Raw genomic sequence first — 15,591 nt, 5'->3', positions numbered from 1 at the left:
CCAGGTGGATCAACATGGAACCTGTTGTCGCATCATGGGTGCTTCTTGAACCAGTTGTGCAGGTAATCGACGAAGATCCTCACCTTGGCCGGCAGGTAGCGCCGGTGCGGATAGACGGCATAAATGCCGCGGTCGGTGGGGATGTAATCGTTGAACAGCGTGACCAGTTCGCCGCTCTCGATCGGCTTGCGGGCGATGAAATCCGGGATGAAGGCTACGCCGATGCCGGCAAGTGCCGCGCGTAACGTCGCATGCGGGCTGTTCACCTCTATCGGTCCGGAAACGGCGACGGCGAACGAGGTGTTGTCGGGGTTGTGGAAGCGGATGCTCGCCTGGGTGCGCGCATTGGTATCGACGATGAAAGGGACGTTGGAAAGGGCCGTCGGGTGATCGAGATCGGGATAACGCTCGAGAAAATCGGGGGTAGCGCAGATATGGATGCGGAAATCCGAGATCTTGCGGGCGATCATGCCGGAATCCTCGAGTTTAGTGATGCGGATCGCCACGTCGAAGCTTTCCTCGATCAGATCGACGAACCGGTCGTCGGCGGCAATCTCCAGCGTAAGATCCGGGTTCTCCTTGGCGAAATCAATCAGCGACTGGCCGACCTCGGCATCGACGAAGGTGCGCGGCACCGAGATGCGCAGCCGTCCCTTTAGCTGTGCATTGTTCTCACGCACGAGATCGGCGAGGTTGTCGATCTCCTTGAGGATATCGGAAGCGGTGCGATAATAGGTGTGGCCGGCTTCGGTCATGGAGAACTGCCGGGTTGTACGGTTGAGCAGCAGCGCGCCGAGTTCATCCTCCAGTTCACGCACATATTTGGAGAGCAGCGCCTTGGAGCGGCCGGTGCGCCGTGCGGCGGCGGAGAAGCCTTCGGCCTCGACGACATCGATGAAGGCGCGTATGCGGGTCAAGGTATCCATGGCACCCTTCGGGCTGTTTCGGAATGTTGAACAAATTGGCTTGTTTTGTTCAATTATTTTTTTAGCCCAAGGATCAAAAAATCGCTTGATTATGAAGGCGAATATTCTTATTTCCCACTCAGCCCAAAGTCGCACGTGCCCATGGGTGTCCGCCGAACCCTCGAATTGGTGAGGAAATCGGTAAGGTACCTGGAATTAACCCCTCCAGTCGCTATTCCGGCCAACCGGAAAATGCGAGGACGCCTGAAGCAACGACGGTGCGGGCCTTTTTGTTCTCTCCCTGCTTTCCATCAGCGGGGGTTACTGAAGAGGCACACCATCATTGCCGGAAGTGCGGTTGGGATTCTCCCTCCAATCCATGGCAGACAAAGCCGAACTTACACCGCACCGCGGCGTTGGTTCACTATTCGCGCATCGAGCGCTAGCTATGGTTCCGGGGTCTCCACCGGCTGGTTCCAATGCGAGCTATCGTATGCCCTTTGTCCTCCGGTTCATGCCGGAGCTCTGGAATTGGAAGAGGGAATCGATATGACCACCCAGCGCATCCGCGACTTTCTCGCAACCCGACGTCCCGATGGTCCCTGCCTTGTGGTTGACCTCGACGTCGTTCGCGACAATTTCCACGCCTTCCGTCACGCCATGCCGGACAGCGCCATCTATTATGCCGTCAAGGCCAACCCGGCCCCGGAAGTGCTGAAGCTGCTCGCAGGCCTCGGCTCCAATTTCGATTGTGCATCCGTTGCCGAAATCGAAATGGCGCTCGACGCTGGTGCGACCGCCGCCCGTATCTCCTATGGCAACACGATCAAGAAGGAGCGTGACGTTGCCCGCGCGCATGCGCTCGGCGTCAGCCTCTTTGCCGTCGACAGCCATGAGGAAGTCGAGAAGATTTCGCGCGCCGCTCCCGGCGCCCGTGTCTTCTGCCGCGTGCTCACGGATGGCGAAGGCGCCGAATGGCCGCTGTCGCGCAAGTTCGGCTGCGTTCCGCAGATGGCTGTCGACGTTCTCGTCTACGCCCATCAGCTTGGCCTGCAGTCCTATGGCGTCTCGTTTCATGTCGGTTCGCAGATGACCAAGGTCGACGCCTGGGATTCGGCGCTTGCCGATGCCAAGCGCGTCTTCGTATCGCTCGCCAAGCAGGGCATCCACCTGCAGATGGTCAACATGGGCGGCGGCTTCCCGACCAAGTACCTGCGTGACGTACCGTCCGCAGAAGCTTACGGCAAGTCGATTTACCAGGCGCTGCGCACGCATTTCGGCAACCAGATTCCGCAGACGATCATCGAGCCGGGCCGCGGCATGGTCGGCAATGCCGGTGTCATCAAGGCGGAAGTCGTGCTGATTTCGAAGAAGTCGGACAATGACGATGCCCGCTGGGTTTTCCTCGACATCGGCAAGTTCGGCGGTCTCGCCGAGACGATGGACGAAGCCATCCGCTATCCGATCCGCACGGAACACGACGGCGACGAGATGGAGCCCTGCGTCATTGCCGGTCCGACCTGCGATTCGGCCGACGTGCTCTACGAGAAGAACCTCTATCCGCTGCCGATCTCCCTTTCGATCGGCGACGAGGTCCTGATCGAAGGCACCGGCGCCTATACGACGACCTATTCGGCGGTCGCTTTCAACGGTTTCGACCCGCTGAAGGCCTACGTCATCTGAGGTCGTTTCCGCCGGCCCCGTAACCAGCCGGGGCGGCAAATTCACAATTTTCCTTCATCGCCGCTGATAACGGTATTGGGTACGGGAGGCCAAGATGGCCGCTGTTCTTGATTCTGTCCGCGCATTCTTTGCGCCCACCACTTTCACCATCGACGCCGAAAATCCCTCGGATGTCGTTGCTCGTGAAAATCTGCTCGACCGCGTCATGGGCGCGGGTCGCCGCAAGAAGTCGTCGGAGAAGATCCGCCGCAACCGCGTTCCGGCCGAGGGTCTTGCGCTCGTCGCGCGCGATCGCGACGGCCGTGTTATCGGTACGGTGCGGCTCTGGAACATCGAAGCCGGCGTCAATGATGAAGGCACGCCGATCAATGCACTGCTGCTCGGGCCGCTCGCTGTTGCCTCGCAGCATGGCGGCAAGGGCATCGGTGCGGCGTTGATGCGCGCGGCAATCCTTGAAGCGAAGAATCGCGGGCATGGCGCCGTCCTGCTCGTCGGCGATGTGGCCTATTACGAGCGTTTCGGCTTCTTTGCCGAAAAGGCCCGCCATCTCGTCATGCCGGGTCCGTTCGAACGCTCGCGCTTTCTTGCGCTCGAGCTCACCGAAGGCTGGCTTGACGGCGCGGCCGGCATGATCGTCCCCTCGGGACGTATGCTAGCCAGTGCGCCGGTTCGCCGCGCAGCCTAGAACGGGATTGGGCCGGGTCGGCTTGAAAAGACGCGCGGCGCTGTAAGGCTTGACCGGCCGGCCAGGTTGGGAATTCTTCCCCCGGCTGGTAATATTCGCGCCGTTTAATCACGCAGGCAGGCGGGTCTGGTGTGGTTGCGGCTTGTCTTTCTGGCGATGAAGCTGCGCGGTCGCTAGCTCCCCGACACACGGAAACACGATTGCGTGAAATGGGTCGCCGGCACGCGAACATATTGCGGCGATATCCTATCTTGCGCCGCATGATCCGCGTTCTTTCCCTTCTGCTTTTCTTCTACCTGCCGCTTGCCGCAACGGGGCCGGCGACTGCTCAGAGCACGGCTTCCGCCGTCGGCGCGCTTGGTCCGCGTCTCGATCACGCGGCGAGCGACCCTGCGATGGGGCCTCTCAAGACGGTGATCGTCGCTCGCGACGGACGCGTGCTCAGCGAACGCGCGTTCCATGGTCATTCGCCGTCGGAATCGACCAATATCAAATCCGCTTCGAAGTCGATCATTTCGGCGCTGGTTGGTATCGCCATCGACAAAGGTCTGCTCAACGGGCCGGATCAGAAGATCGCACCGATCTTGAAGGCCGATCTCCCTGCAACGCCCGACCCGCGCATCAACGACATCACCATCGGTAATCTTCTCTCCATGCAGGCTGGGCTCGATCGCATGTCGGGGCCGAACTACGGCCGCTGGGTCTCCTCGCGCAACTGGGTGCGTTTTGCGCTCTCGCAGCCTTTCGTCGATCAGCCCGGTGGCGAGATGCTTTATTCCACCGCATCCACGCATCTGCTTTCGGCCATTTTGACCAAGGTCAGCGGCCGGTCGACCCTGGCGCTGGCGCGCGAATGGCTCGGCCCGGTCGAGGGTTTCCACATCGGCGCATGGGAGCGTGACCCGCAGGGCATCTATCTCGGCGGCAATCAGATGGCGATGAGCGCCCGGTCGCTGCTTGCCTTCGGCGAACTCTACCGCAACGGCGGCAAGACCGCCGACGGTCGCCAGATCGTCCCTGCCGACTGGATCTCCCAGTCGTGGCAGCCGCGCACAAACTCGCGCTTCGCGGGCGATGAATATGGCTATGGCTGGTTCACGCGACTGATCGGCGGCGAGCAGGTGCATTTCGCCTGGGGTTTTGGCGGGCAGATGCTCTACATCGTGCCGTCGCTCGATCTCACCGTCGTCATGACTTCGGAAGAGAGCGGCCCGTCTGCCCGGAATGGCTACAGGGACTTGCTGCACGGTCTGTTGGCGGACATTATCGGCACCGTGCGGGCCGCCTGAAGACAGGCCGCGTGGCTTTGCAGACGCGCAAAGGACGCTGCAACGCTTGAATTGCTGCATTATGCAGCAGAAAAACCCCGCTATCGTTAAATTCGTAGCGAAGCGATGCCGCGGGCGACAACATGCTGCGGCTTTTCGCCAGCGTTTCGAGAGGCATCATGCGCTCCGACGACCTGCTTGCCCGCCAAGGTGGCGATGAATTCCTGGCGGTACTGAGAAATGTTTCCTGCGAAGATGCGGTGGCGATTGCCGAGCGCATCCGTTTCACTTTCGCCGCTGCCGTCATGCAACTGCCGGATCTGGCCGTCTTTCCAACGCTGAGCATCGGCGTTGCCGCGCGTGCGGAAAGCGGCGGAGATTTGAACGACTGATGCCGAAGGCAGACGAGGCGCTCTATCGTTCGAAGCGCGAAGGCCGCAACCGGGCCGAAGCCTTCTGCGAAAATCAGCAGGCCGCTTAGCGAAAAGGGCCGAACTCTTTATCTCGGAGCGATCCTAGAGCGGGATTGTTTTAGTCGGAATCGGAACAGGGATTCCCTTTCTGGTGCAAATCAGATTCACCATTCTGGCCGGTGCAGGAGGCCGGTCTGGATGGCGAAACCTTTTTCGGATGATCTTCGGGAACGCGTTGTTGGCGCAGTAACGCGCGAGGGCCTGTCGTGTCGAGCGGCGGCAAAGCGCTTCGGCATTGGCATCAGCACCGCGATCGACTGGGTCCGGCGCTTGCGTGAGACGGGCAGCGCGGCTCCCGGCCAGATGGGCGGGCACAAGCCACGGGCGATCTCAGGTAAACATCGGGTCTGGTTGATCGATCGCTGCCACATGCAGGCGTTCACCTTGCGCGGGTTGGTGGCGGAACTCGGAGAGCGCGGCCTGAAAGTGGATTACAGCGCCGTCCGGACCTTCGTGCATGAGGAAGGGCTGAGTTATAAAAAAAGACGTTGGTCGCCAGCGAGCGCGAGCGGCCCGATGTTGCCGCCCGGCGGGCGCGCTGGCTGAAGCATCGCCATCGCATCGATCCATCTCGCCTTGTCTTTATCGACGAAACCTGGACGAAGACGAATATGACGCCGCTCAGGGGCTGGGCGCCGCGCGGCGAACGGCTGTTGGGCCATGCGCCCTTCGGCCACTGGAATACCATGACTTTTGTCGCAGCCCTCAGGGCCGACCGCGTCAGCGCACCGTGGATCATCGACGGCCCGATCAATGGCGAACGCTTTCGCATCTATGTCGAGAGGGTGCTGGTACCGGAGCTCAAACCCGGCGACATCGTCGTCATGGATAATCTCGGCTCGCACAAGGCCGGCGCTATCCGTGCCGCCATCCGCAAGGCCGGCGCCAGATTGTTCTTCCTGCCGCAGTATTCCCCCGATCTCAATCCGATCGAAAAACTCTTCGCCAAGATCAAGCACGAGCTGCGCAAGGCGCAGGCTCGAACCCGACAGGCCATCGACGACGCGCTGGCAGCCACCCTTCAAACCGTCTCGCCGAAAGAGTGCCAAAACTACTTCAAGGAAGCCGGATATGAACGGACATAAAACAATCCCGCTCTAGATGTTCTGGTCCATCGTCTCGGCCGGGATTTCATCGGCGCGATGGATGCGTACGACGGCGGCTGGCACGCCGGCGACCGTGCAATGCTCGGGCACCGATTTCAGCACGACGCTGCCGGCGGCGACTTTGCTGAAGGCGCCGATTTCGATATTGCCGAGGATCTTGGCGCCGGCGCCGATCATAACGCCGTGGCGGATCTTCGGGTGGCGGTCGCCAGTCTCCTTGCCGGTGCCGCCGAGCGTTACGTTCTGCAGGATCGAAACTTCATCCTCGATGACAGCCGTTTCGCCGATGACGATGCCCGAACCGTGGTCGAGCATGATGGACGCGCCGATCCGCGCCGCCGGATGGATATCCGGGCCGAAGACCAGCGAAACGAGATTGGCGAGCCAGCTGGCGATCTCCGGACGGCCGGCGACCCAGAGCGCATGGGCGATGCGGTGCGTCTGCAGCGCATGAAAGCCCTTGAGGTTGAGAAGCGCGTGCAGAAATGTGGTGCAGGCCGGATCGCGTTCGCGCACGGCAACGAGATCGGCCTCGACCTTCCGCATGATGTCTGTGGTCAATGTGGACCGGATGAGATCAAACAGATCACCCGTCTCCACCTGCGCAACGGAGAGCCGCGCGGCCAGCACGCGGGCGATGATCTCATCATTGCCGGCAGTGTCCGTTACCTCAGCGGCAAGCCGCCGCTGCAATATCGGCTCGCGTGCGGCGAGCTCGGCCGCCTCGGCGCGGATCACGGTCCAGACCGATGCATCGCCCAAAGGCCGCGGCTGTTGCTCGGTCAAACCGAGGCCGGTCGATTTCGACATTCCCGTTTCCTCCGTCAGCCAGGGCGGCGCGCAAGGCGCGTCCTGCGTGCGTTTCATGTTTCGCCTGGGCAAGGCATTTGGCAGCCCTGATTCAGTCTAGCCGTCCGACGGTTGCAGGTCCGGTGTCAGCTTCGGAAGCCGGCGCCAGTGATAGAGCACATCGGGCTCCCGTTCTTCGTTGTCGGCGCCATCGGTCTCCTCCTCGGCGGCAAAACCGTGCCGTTCGTAGAAAGCGCGAGCGCCCGCATTACGCTGGAACGTCCAGAGCCTGATCTCGTTCATCTCCTCCTTGGCGCAGCCGAGGAGTGAAGAGCCGATGCCCATGCCCTGGAAATCGGGGAGAACGTAAAGCTGCTCTATCCAGTTGTCGCCATAGGCGATGACACCGACGAGCCGGTTGCCCATGGCTGCGCCGAGGATCGAGCAATTCGGCAGCAGATGCATGCGCCAGTACTGCTCCTCTTCCTCGGGCGTATGCACATTCGGCAGCCTGGGCAGCCGCTGCCAAAGGGCGACACGTCTGATATCGGCTGCGGCTTGCATGTGGTCGGTCGTCAGCGTCACGATTTCAGGTTTCGCCAGGGCGTCGTCCATTGCCGGCAGCGGGGCTCAGGCCGAAATATCGATGACGCCGCAGTCGCCGGCTTCGGAGCCGAAGGCGAGCAGCTTGCCGTTTTTGCTCCAGCTCATCGCCGTGATCGCGCCCTTACCAGGTCGGCGCAGCAGCGCTTCCTTGCTGTCGGCGATGCGCACGGCCAGAATCATGCCGTCGATGAAGCCGATGGCGAGGATGTCCTCGAGCGGATGGAATTTCACCGCGGTCGCCATGATATTGGCGCGAGTGCCGAGCTCCAGCGGCGCCTTGCCCATCGGCCCGTCCTTGCCCTGGAAGGGCCAGACGATTGCCGCAGGCGCGCCTGAAGACGCGAGCCACTTGCCCTTGACCGACCAGGAGAGTGATTTCACCTTGGAGGGGTAGCCGGTCATGCGCATATGGCGGGCCTCGGTCCCGGGCTTGATGTCTAGCTTCCAGCCGTGCAGTGCGTTTTCCTGCATCGAGGTGACGAGGAAATTACCATCCGGCGAGAAGGTGACGCCGGTATGCGCACCCTTCCATTCCAGATCGACCGGCTTGGCGTTCATGCCGATCCAATGCAGCGACACGCCGTTGTAGCGCGCCGCTGCGATGCGCAGGCCCTTCGGTGCAAAGGCAAGGCCTTCGACCGTGCGCTCCTCGGGGAATTCCTTGGTCGTGCCATCGGCCAGGCGCACGAGCGCACTCTTGCCGTAGGAATAGGCAACGGCACCCTGAGGCCCGGCTGCGACCTGCGAAATCCACTTGCGCGGCGCGGTCGCGATCTCGCTGACGCTGCCGTCGGCGGCAATGCGCAGTACCTTGCCATCCTCGCCGCCTGAGATCAGGCTCTCGCTGTAGGGGTCGCGGATGGCGGTGAGCATGCCCTGGTGGGCTTCGGAAACCCTGTCGCCGCCATCCAGCCGGTGGAATGTACCGTTTGCGCTTGCGAAGAAGGGAACATCACCTAAAAATTCGACGGCCAGAACGTGGCCGTCGAGATCAAGCGGTGCAACTGTCGGCATCAGGCGGCTGCCCCGCAGGCCTTGAAGGAGGCTTCGAGCTTCTCGCGGTCGAGTTCGCGGCCGATAAAGACGAGACGGCTCTCGTGCTTCTCGCCTTCCTTCCAGGGCCGCTGGTGATCACCCTCGATGATCATGTGCACGCCCTGAACGACGTAACGCTCGGGATCGTCCTTGAAGGCGATGATGCCCTTGAGGCGCAGAATATTCGGCCCCTGCGTCTGGGTGATCTTCTGGATCCACGGGAAGAAGCGCTCCGGATTCATCTCGCCGCCGCGCAGCGACACCGACTGCACCGTTACATCGTGGATCGCCGACATTGCGCCATGGTTATGGGCGCCACGGTGATGATGGTCGTGATGACCGTGATGATCATGGTCATGGTCATGATGGTCATGATCGCAATCGGGGCCGCAGACATGGTCATCGTGGCCGTGCTCAAGGAAATGCGGATCGTTTTCGAGCGCGCGTTCCAGGTTGAAGGCGCCCTGATCGAGCACGCGGGCGAGGTCGACGCCCGAGCGGCTGGTCTTGTAGACGCGGGCGGCCGGGTTGATGGCGCGGACGATATCCTCGATTACATCAAGTTCTTCCGGGGTCACGAGGTCGCTCTTGTTGATGATGACGACGTCGGCGAAGGCGATCTGGTCTTCGGCCTCGCGGCTGTCCTTCAAGCGCAGCGGCAGGTGCTTGGCATCGACGAGGGCGACGACGGCATCGAGCTCGGTCTTGGCGCGCACGTCGTCATCCATGAAGAAGGTCTGGGCGACCGGCACCGGATCGGCAAGGCCCGTCGTTTCGACGATGATGCCGTCGAAGCGGCCGGGACGGCGCATCAGGCCTTCGACGACGCGGATCAGGTCGCCGCGCACCGTGCAACAGACACAGCCATTGTTCATCTCGTAGATTTCTTCGTCCGACTCGACGATCAGGTCGTTGTCGATACCGATTTCGCCGAACTCGTTGACGATGACCGCATATTTCTTGCCGTGATTTTCGGAGAGAATGCGGTTGAGCAACGTCGTCTTGCCGGCGCCGAGATAACCGGTGAGCACGGTAACGGGAATAGGCTTCAGGGTGGAGATCGCGTCGGTCATGAGAACCTCTAGGATTAGGCGTGCGGCCGAGCGGCTTGGATCGGCTGCTTGAACGGTTGGTCTCATATAATGGCTTGAGCGTGGCAGTTCAAAGGGTTTTATAATGTTATAAGATCACATTGTCTGGCCAGTGCAGATGACCGTATTCACCGGAGTTGCGTGACGTCGAATGCATCGACATCGCTCAGCAATTCCACCAGCCCTTTTACCGCATGGGCAATCAGCGCCTCACCTTTCTCTGCCGTTGCGGCCGCGGCATTGCCTGCCACACCTTCGGCATTAAGGTCCGACATCTTCCAGCCGAAGGCGTGCGGCCCGTAGGCGCGCAGATGCTTGAAACGCTCGGCGAATTCCGTCTGTCGCGAGGAGAAGTCCGCCGCCTTCGCCATATCAACCTTATCGGGATGAAACGCCAGCATCACCGAGGTCTCGATTTCGCCGCCATGGATTCCGATCGCCTTTTCCTCCGGCGTGACCGCGCCATCCGGCACGCCGAAACGGGTCCAGCTCGTCGCCACCGCCAGCATGGCAAAGCGGACCCGCGCCTCGGTCGCGACGACCGATATGACCGGCGAATTGCCGCCATGGGCGTTCAGCATCACGAATTTGCGGATGCCCTGCTTCGCCAGACCTTCGGCGATGCCGAGCCAGCGGATTACAGCTTCGTCGAACGCAAGCGTCTTCGTTCCTTCAACATCCATATGCTCTATGGAATAGCCGATGGATTCGGCGGGCAGGAAGGTGACCGGCAGGCCGGCGGGCAAGGCTATCTTCAATCGCCCGGCGATGCCTTCGGCAATCAGAGTGTCGGTTTCGAAGGGCAGGTGGGGGCCGTGCTGTTCATGTGCACCGAGCGGCAACACGGCGATCGGATGACGCCCGTCAGGTGCAAAGGCCGGACTGCTGTCCTCGAAGCGCGGCGAAGGTGTCATCATCCGGTCGTTGCCTCTTGTTTATGACGAGATCCTGGGCAATGTCATATCGCAGCGGCGTCGGGGCTTAAAGATCAAAGGGATGGCTATGGGAAAGAAGCACAAGGACGGCAAAAAGAACAAGTCCAAGAAGAAGGACCAGACCGAGTATACGCTCGTCGATCTCTCCCCGGCTCTGACCCAGGCGGCGCGTTCCATGCGGACGGTGCTCTCGCGCAACCTGCTTGAAAGCGGCCTCTATGCCGGCCAGGATGGTGTCATCCTCTCGCTTGCCGAAAGTGACGGCATGACGGCAGGCGGCCTTGCCCAGAAGCTCGGCGTCAAGGCGCCGACGATGACGCGCACGATCGGCCGCATGGAGGCGCAGGGCTTTCTCGAGCGCAAGCCCGATGCCGAGGATGCACGCCTGACCAAGGTCTATCTCACCGACCTCGGCCGAGGCAGCGTGCAGGGGATCGAGATGGCGGCTTCGGCCTGCGACAGGCTGGCGACGCAAGAGTTCTCTGAGAAGGAAATCCGCAATCTGGTCCGCCTGCTGAAGGCGATCGATGCCAATCTGCAAGCCGAAGCCATTCCTGTCGAAGAACCGGACGAAGACTGAAATTTCCCGAAAGACGAATTGCTTCCACCGATTAAATCTTTTAATTAAACATTTTAAGGGCCGCGCCGGTTTGACGGCGGGGTCTTGTCGCTTGCGTGCTGCCTGGAGGAGGACACGTGGTCCAGAAGATCAAGCTTTCGACAATCGCCGAAACGCTCGGCATTTCAACGGCGACCGTATCGCTTGCCTTACGCGACAGTCCGCTCGTTGCCGGCAATACCAGGGAGAAGATCAAGGAACAGGCGCGCGCGCTCGGCTATATCTACAATCGCCGTGCCGCCAGCCTCCGTACCTCGCGCTCCGGCATCATCGGCGTCGTCGTGCACGACATCATGAACCCCTTCTATGGCGAGATCCTGAAGGCGATCGAAAGCGAACTCGACCGCAGCCGCCACACCTTCATCCTTTCCAACCATTACGACAATGTCGAAAAGCAGCGCACATTTATCGAGACGCTGCTGCAGCTCGGCGGTGACGGCGTCATCATGTCGCCGGCGATCGGTACGCCGCCTGAGGACGTGCAGCTGGCGGAAGAGAACGGCATGCCGGCGATCCTGGTCGCCCGCTCGATGGAAGGGCAGGACCTGCCGACCTATCGCGGCGACGACAGCTACGGCATTTCGCTCGCCACCAACCACCTGATCGGCCTCGGTCATCGCTCGATCGCCATGATCGGCGGCACGGACCAGACATCCACCGGCCGCGATCGCTACCAGGGCTATGTCAATTCGCTGCGCAAGGCCGGCATCGAAGTTGATCCGAACCTGCGTATTCCCGGTCCGCGCTCGAAACAGGGCGGTTTCGAGGCTGCAGTGCATTTCCTTTCGCTACCGCAGAAGCCGACGGCAGCCGTGTGCTGGAACGATCTCGTGGCGATCGGCCTGATGAACGGCATTGCGCGCGCCGGCCTCGTGCCGGGAGGCGATATTTCCGTCACCGGCTACGACGATCTCGAGGAGGCCTCGATCGCTACGCCGGCGCTGACGACTGTCTGGAACGGTCAGGCCGAGGTCGGGCGCCTGGCAGCCCGGGCGCTGCTCGATCGCCTTGCCGGCAGCCATGAGCCTGACGGCATGCATCTGATCAAGCCGGAAATGCGCATCCGCCAGTCCACCAGTCCCCATCGGCCCCGCGCCTGAATCAAGACCGCCATCCAAGAGGAAAGCCATGTCCCGCATCGCCATTCTCGTTCCTGGGAAGATACACGAGCGTGTTCTCGAAAGGTTGAAGGATCGTTTTGAGATTATTGCGGTCGCACGCGAGGAGAAGCTTGCGCTGGACAGCGAGACCGCCGGCCGTATCCGCGGCGTCGCCGTTTCCGGTTCCTTCCCGGGCGCCTGGATGGAGCAACTGCCGCATGCTGAAGTGATCGCCAATTTCGGGGTCGGTTATGACGGCATCGATGTGAAACACGCCGCAGAGAAAGGCATCGTCGTCACCAATACGCCTGATGTGCTGAATGACGAGGTCGCCGATACGGCGATCGGCCTGCTGCTGAACACGGTTCGCGAATTGCCGCGGGCCGAAGCTTGGCTGCGTGCGGGCAACTGGAAGCCGGGCACGGCCTATCCGCTGTCGCGCTTCTCGCTCAAGGGCCGCCATGTCGGGCTTTATGGCCTTGGCCGCATCGGGCTCGAAATCGCCAAGCGGCTGGAGCCGTTCAAGGTGAAGATCAGTTATCACACGCGTTCACGCCATGCCGATGTATCCTACGATTATCACTCGACGTTGAAGGGGCTGGCGGAAGCGGTGGATACGCTGATCGCCATCGTTCCGAAGACGGCGCAGACGCACAAGACGATCGATGCCGATATTCTGGCAGCACTCGGCCCTGACGGCATCCTCGTCAATGTCGGCCGCGGCTGGACGGTGGACGAGGAGGCGCTGAGTGCCGCGCTTGCTTCCGGCGCGCTCGGTGCTGCCGGTCTGGACGTCTTCTATGAAGAGCCCACGGTGCCGGCCGACCTGTTTGAGCCGGCCAATGCCGTACTGCTGCCGCACGTCGCCTCCGCGTCCGTGCCGACACGCAATGCGATGGCCGATCTCGTCGCCGACAATCTCATCGCCTGGTTCGAGAAGGGTGCGGCTTTGACACCGGTGCCAGAGACACCGCAGAAGGCTTAAGCGGGTTGGCTCGGCGGACGGTAGTTACCGAGTAACAGGCATAGCGCTTCGCGGGCGCCGCGCCGTCATGCGATCGCCTGTGCTGACATGAACGGTAGCTTGGCCGCGGCATAGCTGCGGACGGCGTCGCCGAAAGCGGCGAACAACTGGTTCGAAGACTTGTCGGTTTCAGCCCAATATTCCGGATGCCATTGCACGCCGACGGCAAAGGCCTTGGCGTCGATGACGGAAACGGCCTCCACCGTGCCATCCTCGGCGATCGCTTCCACCTGCAGGCCCGGGGCGGTCCTGGCGATTGCCTGGCGATGCAGTGAATTCACGCGGATCTCGCCCGGGCCGAGAATGCCTGCGATGCAGGAGCCTTCCTTGACATGGACGGTCTGGCGAATGGCGTACATGCCGTCCCGGTCGACACCTTCCGGTCGGCGATGGTCCCAGTTGCCGGGCTGTTCCTGGATCTCGCTTGCCAGCGAGCCGCCGAGGGCGACATTCAGCTCCTGGATGCCGCGGCAGATGGCGAGCAGCGGGATGGCGCGGTCGATGGCGCGGCGGATGAGCGGCAGGCTGGTGGCGTCGCGGGCGGGATCGAATGGGCCGTCCTTGTCATTCGCCTCGGCACCGTAGTGCGAGGGATGCACGTTGCTGGCCGAACCGGAAACCAGAAGGCCGTCGACGCGGTCGAGAATCGCGTCGGTATCGTAGCCCTCCTCGAAAGCGGGGATCATGAAGGCCATGACACCGGATGCGTTCAATGCGGCGCGCAGATATTGATGCTGTACGGCATGCCAGGTCGCGCCGTCGAAGCTGCGGATATCGGCAGGAATGGCAACGATCGGTTTCGTCATATCAGCCCCGGTCAAAATCTTTCTTCTCGTCGTTTCTTCCGCCTGAACGGCCGCCAAGTCAACGCTTGGCTGTATCAGGCGGCCAAATTGCGACGGAAGAGGCACCCCGCCTTTGCGGTTTACCGCTAAGCCGCTGATTCTGATGGATACGTGCACGTTGCCTTATTGCCCGTCTTGATGCCAAAGGCTAATAGACTAAAGCTTGAACCGCGGCTGGCGCCATGCTTAGCTTTGCCCTTGCTGCGGGTAGGGGTGAGATTGGCCGCGCAGTGTCATCTATTTGGGAGGTTTTTGATGGATCGTCGTTCGTTTTTCAAGAAGGCGGGAACCGCCAGCGCCGGTGCGGTCGCCGCAACGGCATTGGCAGCGCCTGCGATCGCGCAAGAGAATCCGAAGATCGCGTGGCGCATGACGTCGTCGTTTCCGAAGAGCTTGGATACGATCTATGGCGGCGCCGAGGATATTGCCAAGCATGTTGCCGCCGCGACAGACGGCAATTTCACGATCCAGCCCTTCGCTGCCGGTGAAATCGTCCCCGGCCTGCAGGCCGTCGATGCCGTCGCCGCCGGTACGGTCGAAGCAGCCCACACCACCTCCTATTATTTCGTCGGCAAGGACCCGACCTATGCCATCGGAACGGCCATTCCGTTCGGGCTGAACAGCCGCCTGACCAATGCCTGGTACTATGAAGGCAACGGCAATAAGCTGATGAACGAGTTTTATGCCACACAGGGCATGTATGCGCTGCCGGCCGGCAACACCGGTGCGCAGATGGGCGGCTGGTTCCGCAAGGAAATCAACACGCTCGATGACCTCAAGGGCGTCAAGATGCGCATTGCCGGCCTCGCCGGCCGCGTCATGGAGAAGGTCGGCGTCATCCCGCAGCAGATCGCCGGCGGAGACATCTATCCGGCGCTGGAAAAAGGCACGATCGATGCGGCGGAATTCGTCGGTCCCTATGACGACCTGAAGCTCGGCTTCCACAAGGTGGCGAAGTACTACTATTATCCGGGCTGGTGGGAAGGTGGCCCGACGGTGCATGGGTTCTTCAATCTCGAAAAGTGGAGCAGCCTGCCCAAGCATTATCAGGCAGCGCTGACTGACGCCTGCGCTTTCGCCAACACCAACATGCTGGCGAAGTACGACACGAAGAACCCGACCGCGCTGAAGCAACTCGTCGCGGAAGGCGCGACGTTGCGCCCGTTCAGCCAGGAGATCATGGAAGCCTGCTTCCAGGCGGCGACGGGCATCTATAGCGAAATCTCGGGCACGAACCAGTATTTCAAGAAGATCTACGACGACCAGGCCGCCTTCAAACGGGACGCCTATCTCTGGATGCAGCTTTCGGAATACACCTTCGATACGTTCATGATGATCCAGCAGCGGGCCGGAAAGCTTTAAGGCTTTCCGCCGTTGACGCTTTAGACGCGTGTAATACCAAAACCCCGGATTTCCGTCCGGGGTTT

15 protein-coding genes and 1 pseudogene are annotated in these 15,591 nt (G+C 61.4%); 9 read left to right on the top strand and 7 right to left on the bottom strand.

Features of this window, described 5'->3' with window-relative positions:
- Nucleotides 1-32 precede the first annotated feature (32 nt).
- Complete coding sequence (locus tag N2A41_RS18710; protein WP_017967928.1) at nucleotides 33-926, bottom strand: LysR family transcriptional regulator; 894 nt, start codon at nucleotides 924-926, stop codon at nucleotides 33-35.
- A 528-nt stretch (nucleotides 927-1,454) separates the two neighbouring features.
- Here N2A41_RS18710 and odc2 point away from each other — a divergent pair.
- The 5 genes and pseudogenes from odc2 to N2A41_RS18685 all read left to right on the top strand — a co-directional run bounded on the left by odc2 (nucleotide 1,455) and on the right by N2A41_RS18685 (nucleotide 6,099).
- The gene (odc2, locus tag N2A41_RS18705) at nucleotides 1,455-2,588 is read left to right on the top strand and encodes an ornithine/lysine decarboxylase (RefSeq protein WP_017967927.1); all 1,134 of its coding nucleotides are present in this window, start codon (nucleotides 1,455-1,457) and stop codon (nucleotides 2,586-2,588) included.
- A 94-nt stretch (nucleotides 2,589-2,682) separates the two neighbouring features.
- On the top strand, nucleotides 2,683-3,273 hold the full coding sequence (locus N2A41_RS18700; protein ID WP_017967926.1) for a GNAT family N-acetyltransferase: 591 nt from the start codon (nucleotides 2,683-2,685) through the stop codon (nucleotides 3,271-3,273).
- 260 nt (nucleotides 3,274-3,533) lie between these two features.
- Nucleotides 3,534-4,562 (top strand): serine hydrolase domain-containing protein, encoded by a 1,029-nt coding sequence (locus N2A41_RS18695; protein ID WP_026154545.1) that lies wholly within the window; start codon nucleotides 3,534-3,536, stop codon nucleotides 4,560-4,562.
- Between the two features lie 107 nt (nucleotides 4,563-4,669).
- Nucleotides 4,670-5,022 (top strand): annotated as a pseudogene (locus N2A41_RS18690) (GGDEF domain-containing protein); the annotation flags it as partial.
- Nucleotides 5,023-5,152: 130 nt separating this feature from the next.
- A protein-coding gene (locus N2A41_RS18685; RefSeq protein WP_222282285.1) for an IS630 family transposase occupies nucleotides 5,153-6,099 on the top strand; the annotation gives its coding sequence in 2 pieces (ribosomal slippage) (nucleotides 5,153-5,491 and nucleotides 5,494-6,099; 945 coding nt in all).
- A gap of 12 nt (nucleotides 6,100-6,111) precedes the next feature.
- Here the strand turns inward: N2A41_RS18685 and cysE are convergent.
- The 5 genes from cysE to N2A41_RS18660 form a co-directional block, all read right to left on the bottom strand.
- The gene (cysE, locus tag N2A41_RS18680) at nucleotides 6,112-6,930 is read right to left on the bottom strand and encodes a serine O-acetyltransferase (RefSeq protein ID WP_260109449.1); all 819 of its coding nucleotides are present in this window, start codon (nucleotides 6,928-6,930) and stop codon (nucleotides 6,112-6,114) included.
- 96 nt (nucleotides 6,931-7,026) lie between these two features.
- Nucleotides 7,027-7,524 (bottom strand): GNAT family N-acetyltransferase, encoded by a 498-nt coding sequence (locus tag N2A41_RS18675; RefSeq protein ID WP_260109448.1) that lies wholly within the window; start codon nucleotides 7,522-7,524, stop codon nucleotides 7,027-7,029.
- 15 nt (nucleotides 7,525-7,539) lie between these two features.
- Nucleotides 7,540-8,529 (bottom strand): WD40 repeat domain-containing protein, encoded by a 990-nt coding sequence (locus tag N2A41_RS18670; RefSeq protein WP_018072749.1) that lies wholly within the window; start codon nucleotides 8,527-8,529, stop codon nucleotides 7,540-7,542.
- Entirely contained in the window at nucleotides 8,529-9,623 is a 1,095-nt protein-coding gene (locus N2A41_RS18665) for a CobW family GTP-binding protein (RefSeq protein ID WP_260109447.1), read from the bottom strand. Before N2A41_RS18665 ends, N2A41_RS18670 begins: the two co-directional genes overlap by 1 nt.
- A 146-nt stretch (nucleotides 9,624-9,769) precedes the next feature.
- Nucleotides 9,770-10,558 carry a creatininase family protein gene (locus tag N2A41_RS18660; RefSeq protein WP_017967920.1) on the bottom strand — a complete coding sequence of 263 codons (789 nt, stop codon included), beginning with the start codon at nucleotides 10,556-10,558 and terminating at the stop codon, nucleotides 9,770-9,772.
- Nucleotides 10,559-10,643: 85 nt separating this feature from the next.
- Here N2A41_RS18660 and N2A41_RS18655 point away from each other — a divergent pair, with 85 nt between their 5' ends.
- The 3 genes from N2A41_RS18655 (at nucleotide 10,644) to N2A41_RS18645 (ending at nucleotide 13,280) form a co-directional block, all read left to right on the top strand.
- Nucleotides 10,644-11,156 carry a MarR family winged helix-turn-helix transcriptional regulator gene (locus N2A41_RS18655; protein WP_017967919.1) on the top strand — a complete coding sequence of 171 codons (513 nt, stop codon included), beginning with the start codon at nucleotides 10,644-10,646 and terminating at the stop codon, nucleotides 11,154-11,156.
- Nucleotides 11,157-11,272: 116 nt separating this feature from the next.
- Nucleotides 11,273-12,295 carry a LacI family DNA-binding transcriptional regulator gene (locus N2A41_RS18650; protein ID WP_017967918.1) on the top strand — a complete coding sequence of 341 codons (1,023 nt, stop codon included), beginning with the start codon at nucleotides 11,273-11,275 and terminating at the stop codon, nucleotides 12,293-12,295.
- Between the two features lie 28 nt (nucleotides 12,296-12,323).
- Complete coding sequence (locus tag N2A41_RS18645) at nucleotides 12,324-13,280, top strand: 2-hydroxyacid dehydrogenase (RefSeq protein WP_017967917.1); 957 nt, start codon at nucleotides 12,324-12,326, stop codon at nucleotides 13,278-13,280.
- A gap of 65 nt (nucleotides 13,281-13,345) precedes the next feature.
- Here N2A41_RS18645 and N2A41_RS18640 read toward each other — a convergent pair whose 3' ends face one another.
- Nucleotides 13,346-14,125, bottom strand: coding sequence for a gamma-glutamyl-gamma-aminobutyrate hydrolase family protein (locus tag N2A41_RS18640; protein WP_017967916.1), 780 nt, complete (start codon nucleotides 14,123-14,125; stop codon nucleotides 13,346-13,348).
- 294 nt (nucleotides 14,126-14,419) lie between these two features.
- On the opposite strand from N2A41_RS18640, the gene N2A41_RS18635 reads away from it, so the two are divergent.
- Complete coding sequence (locus N2A41_RS18635; protein ID WP_017967915.1) at nucleotides 14,420-15,526, top strand: TRAP transporter substrate-binding protein; 1,107 nt, start codon at nucleotides 14,420-14,422, stop codon at nucleotides 15,524-15,526.
- The last annotated feature ends 65 nt before the right edge of the window (nucleotides 15,527-15,591 follow it).

Origin of the sequence: Rhizobium sp. SRDI969, from assembly GCF_025152725.1 — a bacterium.
In the GTDB taxonomy this organism is placed as follows: domain Bacteria; phylum Pseudomonadota; class Alphaproteobacteria; order Rhizobiales; family Rhizobiaceae; genus Rhizobium; species Rhizobium leguminosarum_I.
This window is presented reverse-complemented; position numbering and strand designations above follow the sequence as displayed.

Excerpts from the sequence above, each read along its gene's own strand:
- N2A41_RS18655 (WP_017967919.1), top strand. The coding sequence starts at position 10,644 with ATGGGAAAGAAGCACAAGGACGGCAAAAAGAACAAGTCCAAGAAGAAG.
- N2A41_RS18695 (WP_026154545.1), top strand. The coding sequence starts at position 3,534 with ATGATCCGCGTTCTTTCCCTTCTGCTTTTCTTCTACCTGCCGCTTGCC.
- N2A41_RS18700 (WP_017967926.1), top strand. The coding sequence starts at position 2,683 with ATGGCCGCTGTTCTTGATTCTGTCCGCGCATTCTTTGCGCCCACCACT.
- N2A41_RS18665 (WP_260109447.1), bottom strand. The coding sequence starts at position 9,623 with ATGACCGACGCGATCTCCACCCTGAAGCCTATTCCCGTTACCGTGCTC.
- N2A41_RS18670 (WP_018072749.1), bottom strand. The coding sequence starts at position 8,529 with ATGCCGACAGTTGCACCGCTTGATCTCGACGGCCACGTTCTGGCCGTC.
- odc2 (WP_017967927.1), top strand. The coding sequence starts at position 1,455 with ATGACCACCCAGCGCATCCGCGACTTTCTCGCAACCCGACGTCCCGAT.
- N2A41_RS18710 (WP_017967928.1), bottom strand. The coding sequence starts at position 926 with ATGGATACCTTGACCCGCATACGCGCCTTCATCGATGTCGTCGAGGCC.
- N2A41_RS18660 (WP_017967920.1), bottom strand. The coding sequence starts at position 10,558 with ATGATGACACCTTCGCCGCGCTTCGAGGACAGCAGTCCGGCCTTTGCA.
- N2A41_RS18640 (WP_017967916.1), bottom strand. The coding sequence starts at position 14,125 with ATGACGAAACCGATCGTTGCCATTCCTGCCGATATCCGCAGCTTCGAC.
- cysE (WP_260109449.1), bottom strand. The coding sequence starts at position 6,930 with ATGTCGAAATCGACCGGCCTCGGTTTGACCGAGCAACAGCCGCGGCCT.
- N2A41_RS18675 (WP_260109448.1), bottom strand. The coding sequence starts at position 7,524 with ATGGACGACGCCCTGGCGAAACCTGAAATCGTGACGCTGACGACCGAC.
- N2A41_RS18635 (WP_017967915.1), top strand. The coding sequence starts at position 14,420 with ATGGATCGTCGTTCGTTTTTCAAGAAGGCGGGAACCGCCAGCGCCGGT.
- N2A41_RS18645 (WP_017967917.1), top strand. The coding sequence starts at position 12,324 with ATGTCCCGCATCGCCATTCTCGTTCCTGGGAAGATACACGAGCGTGTT.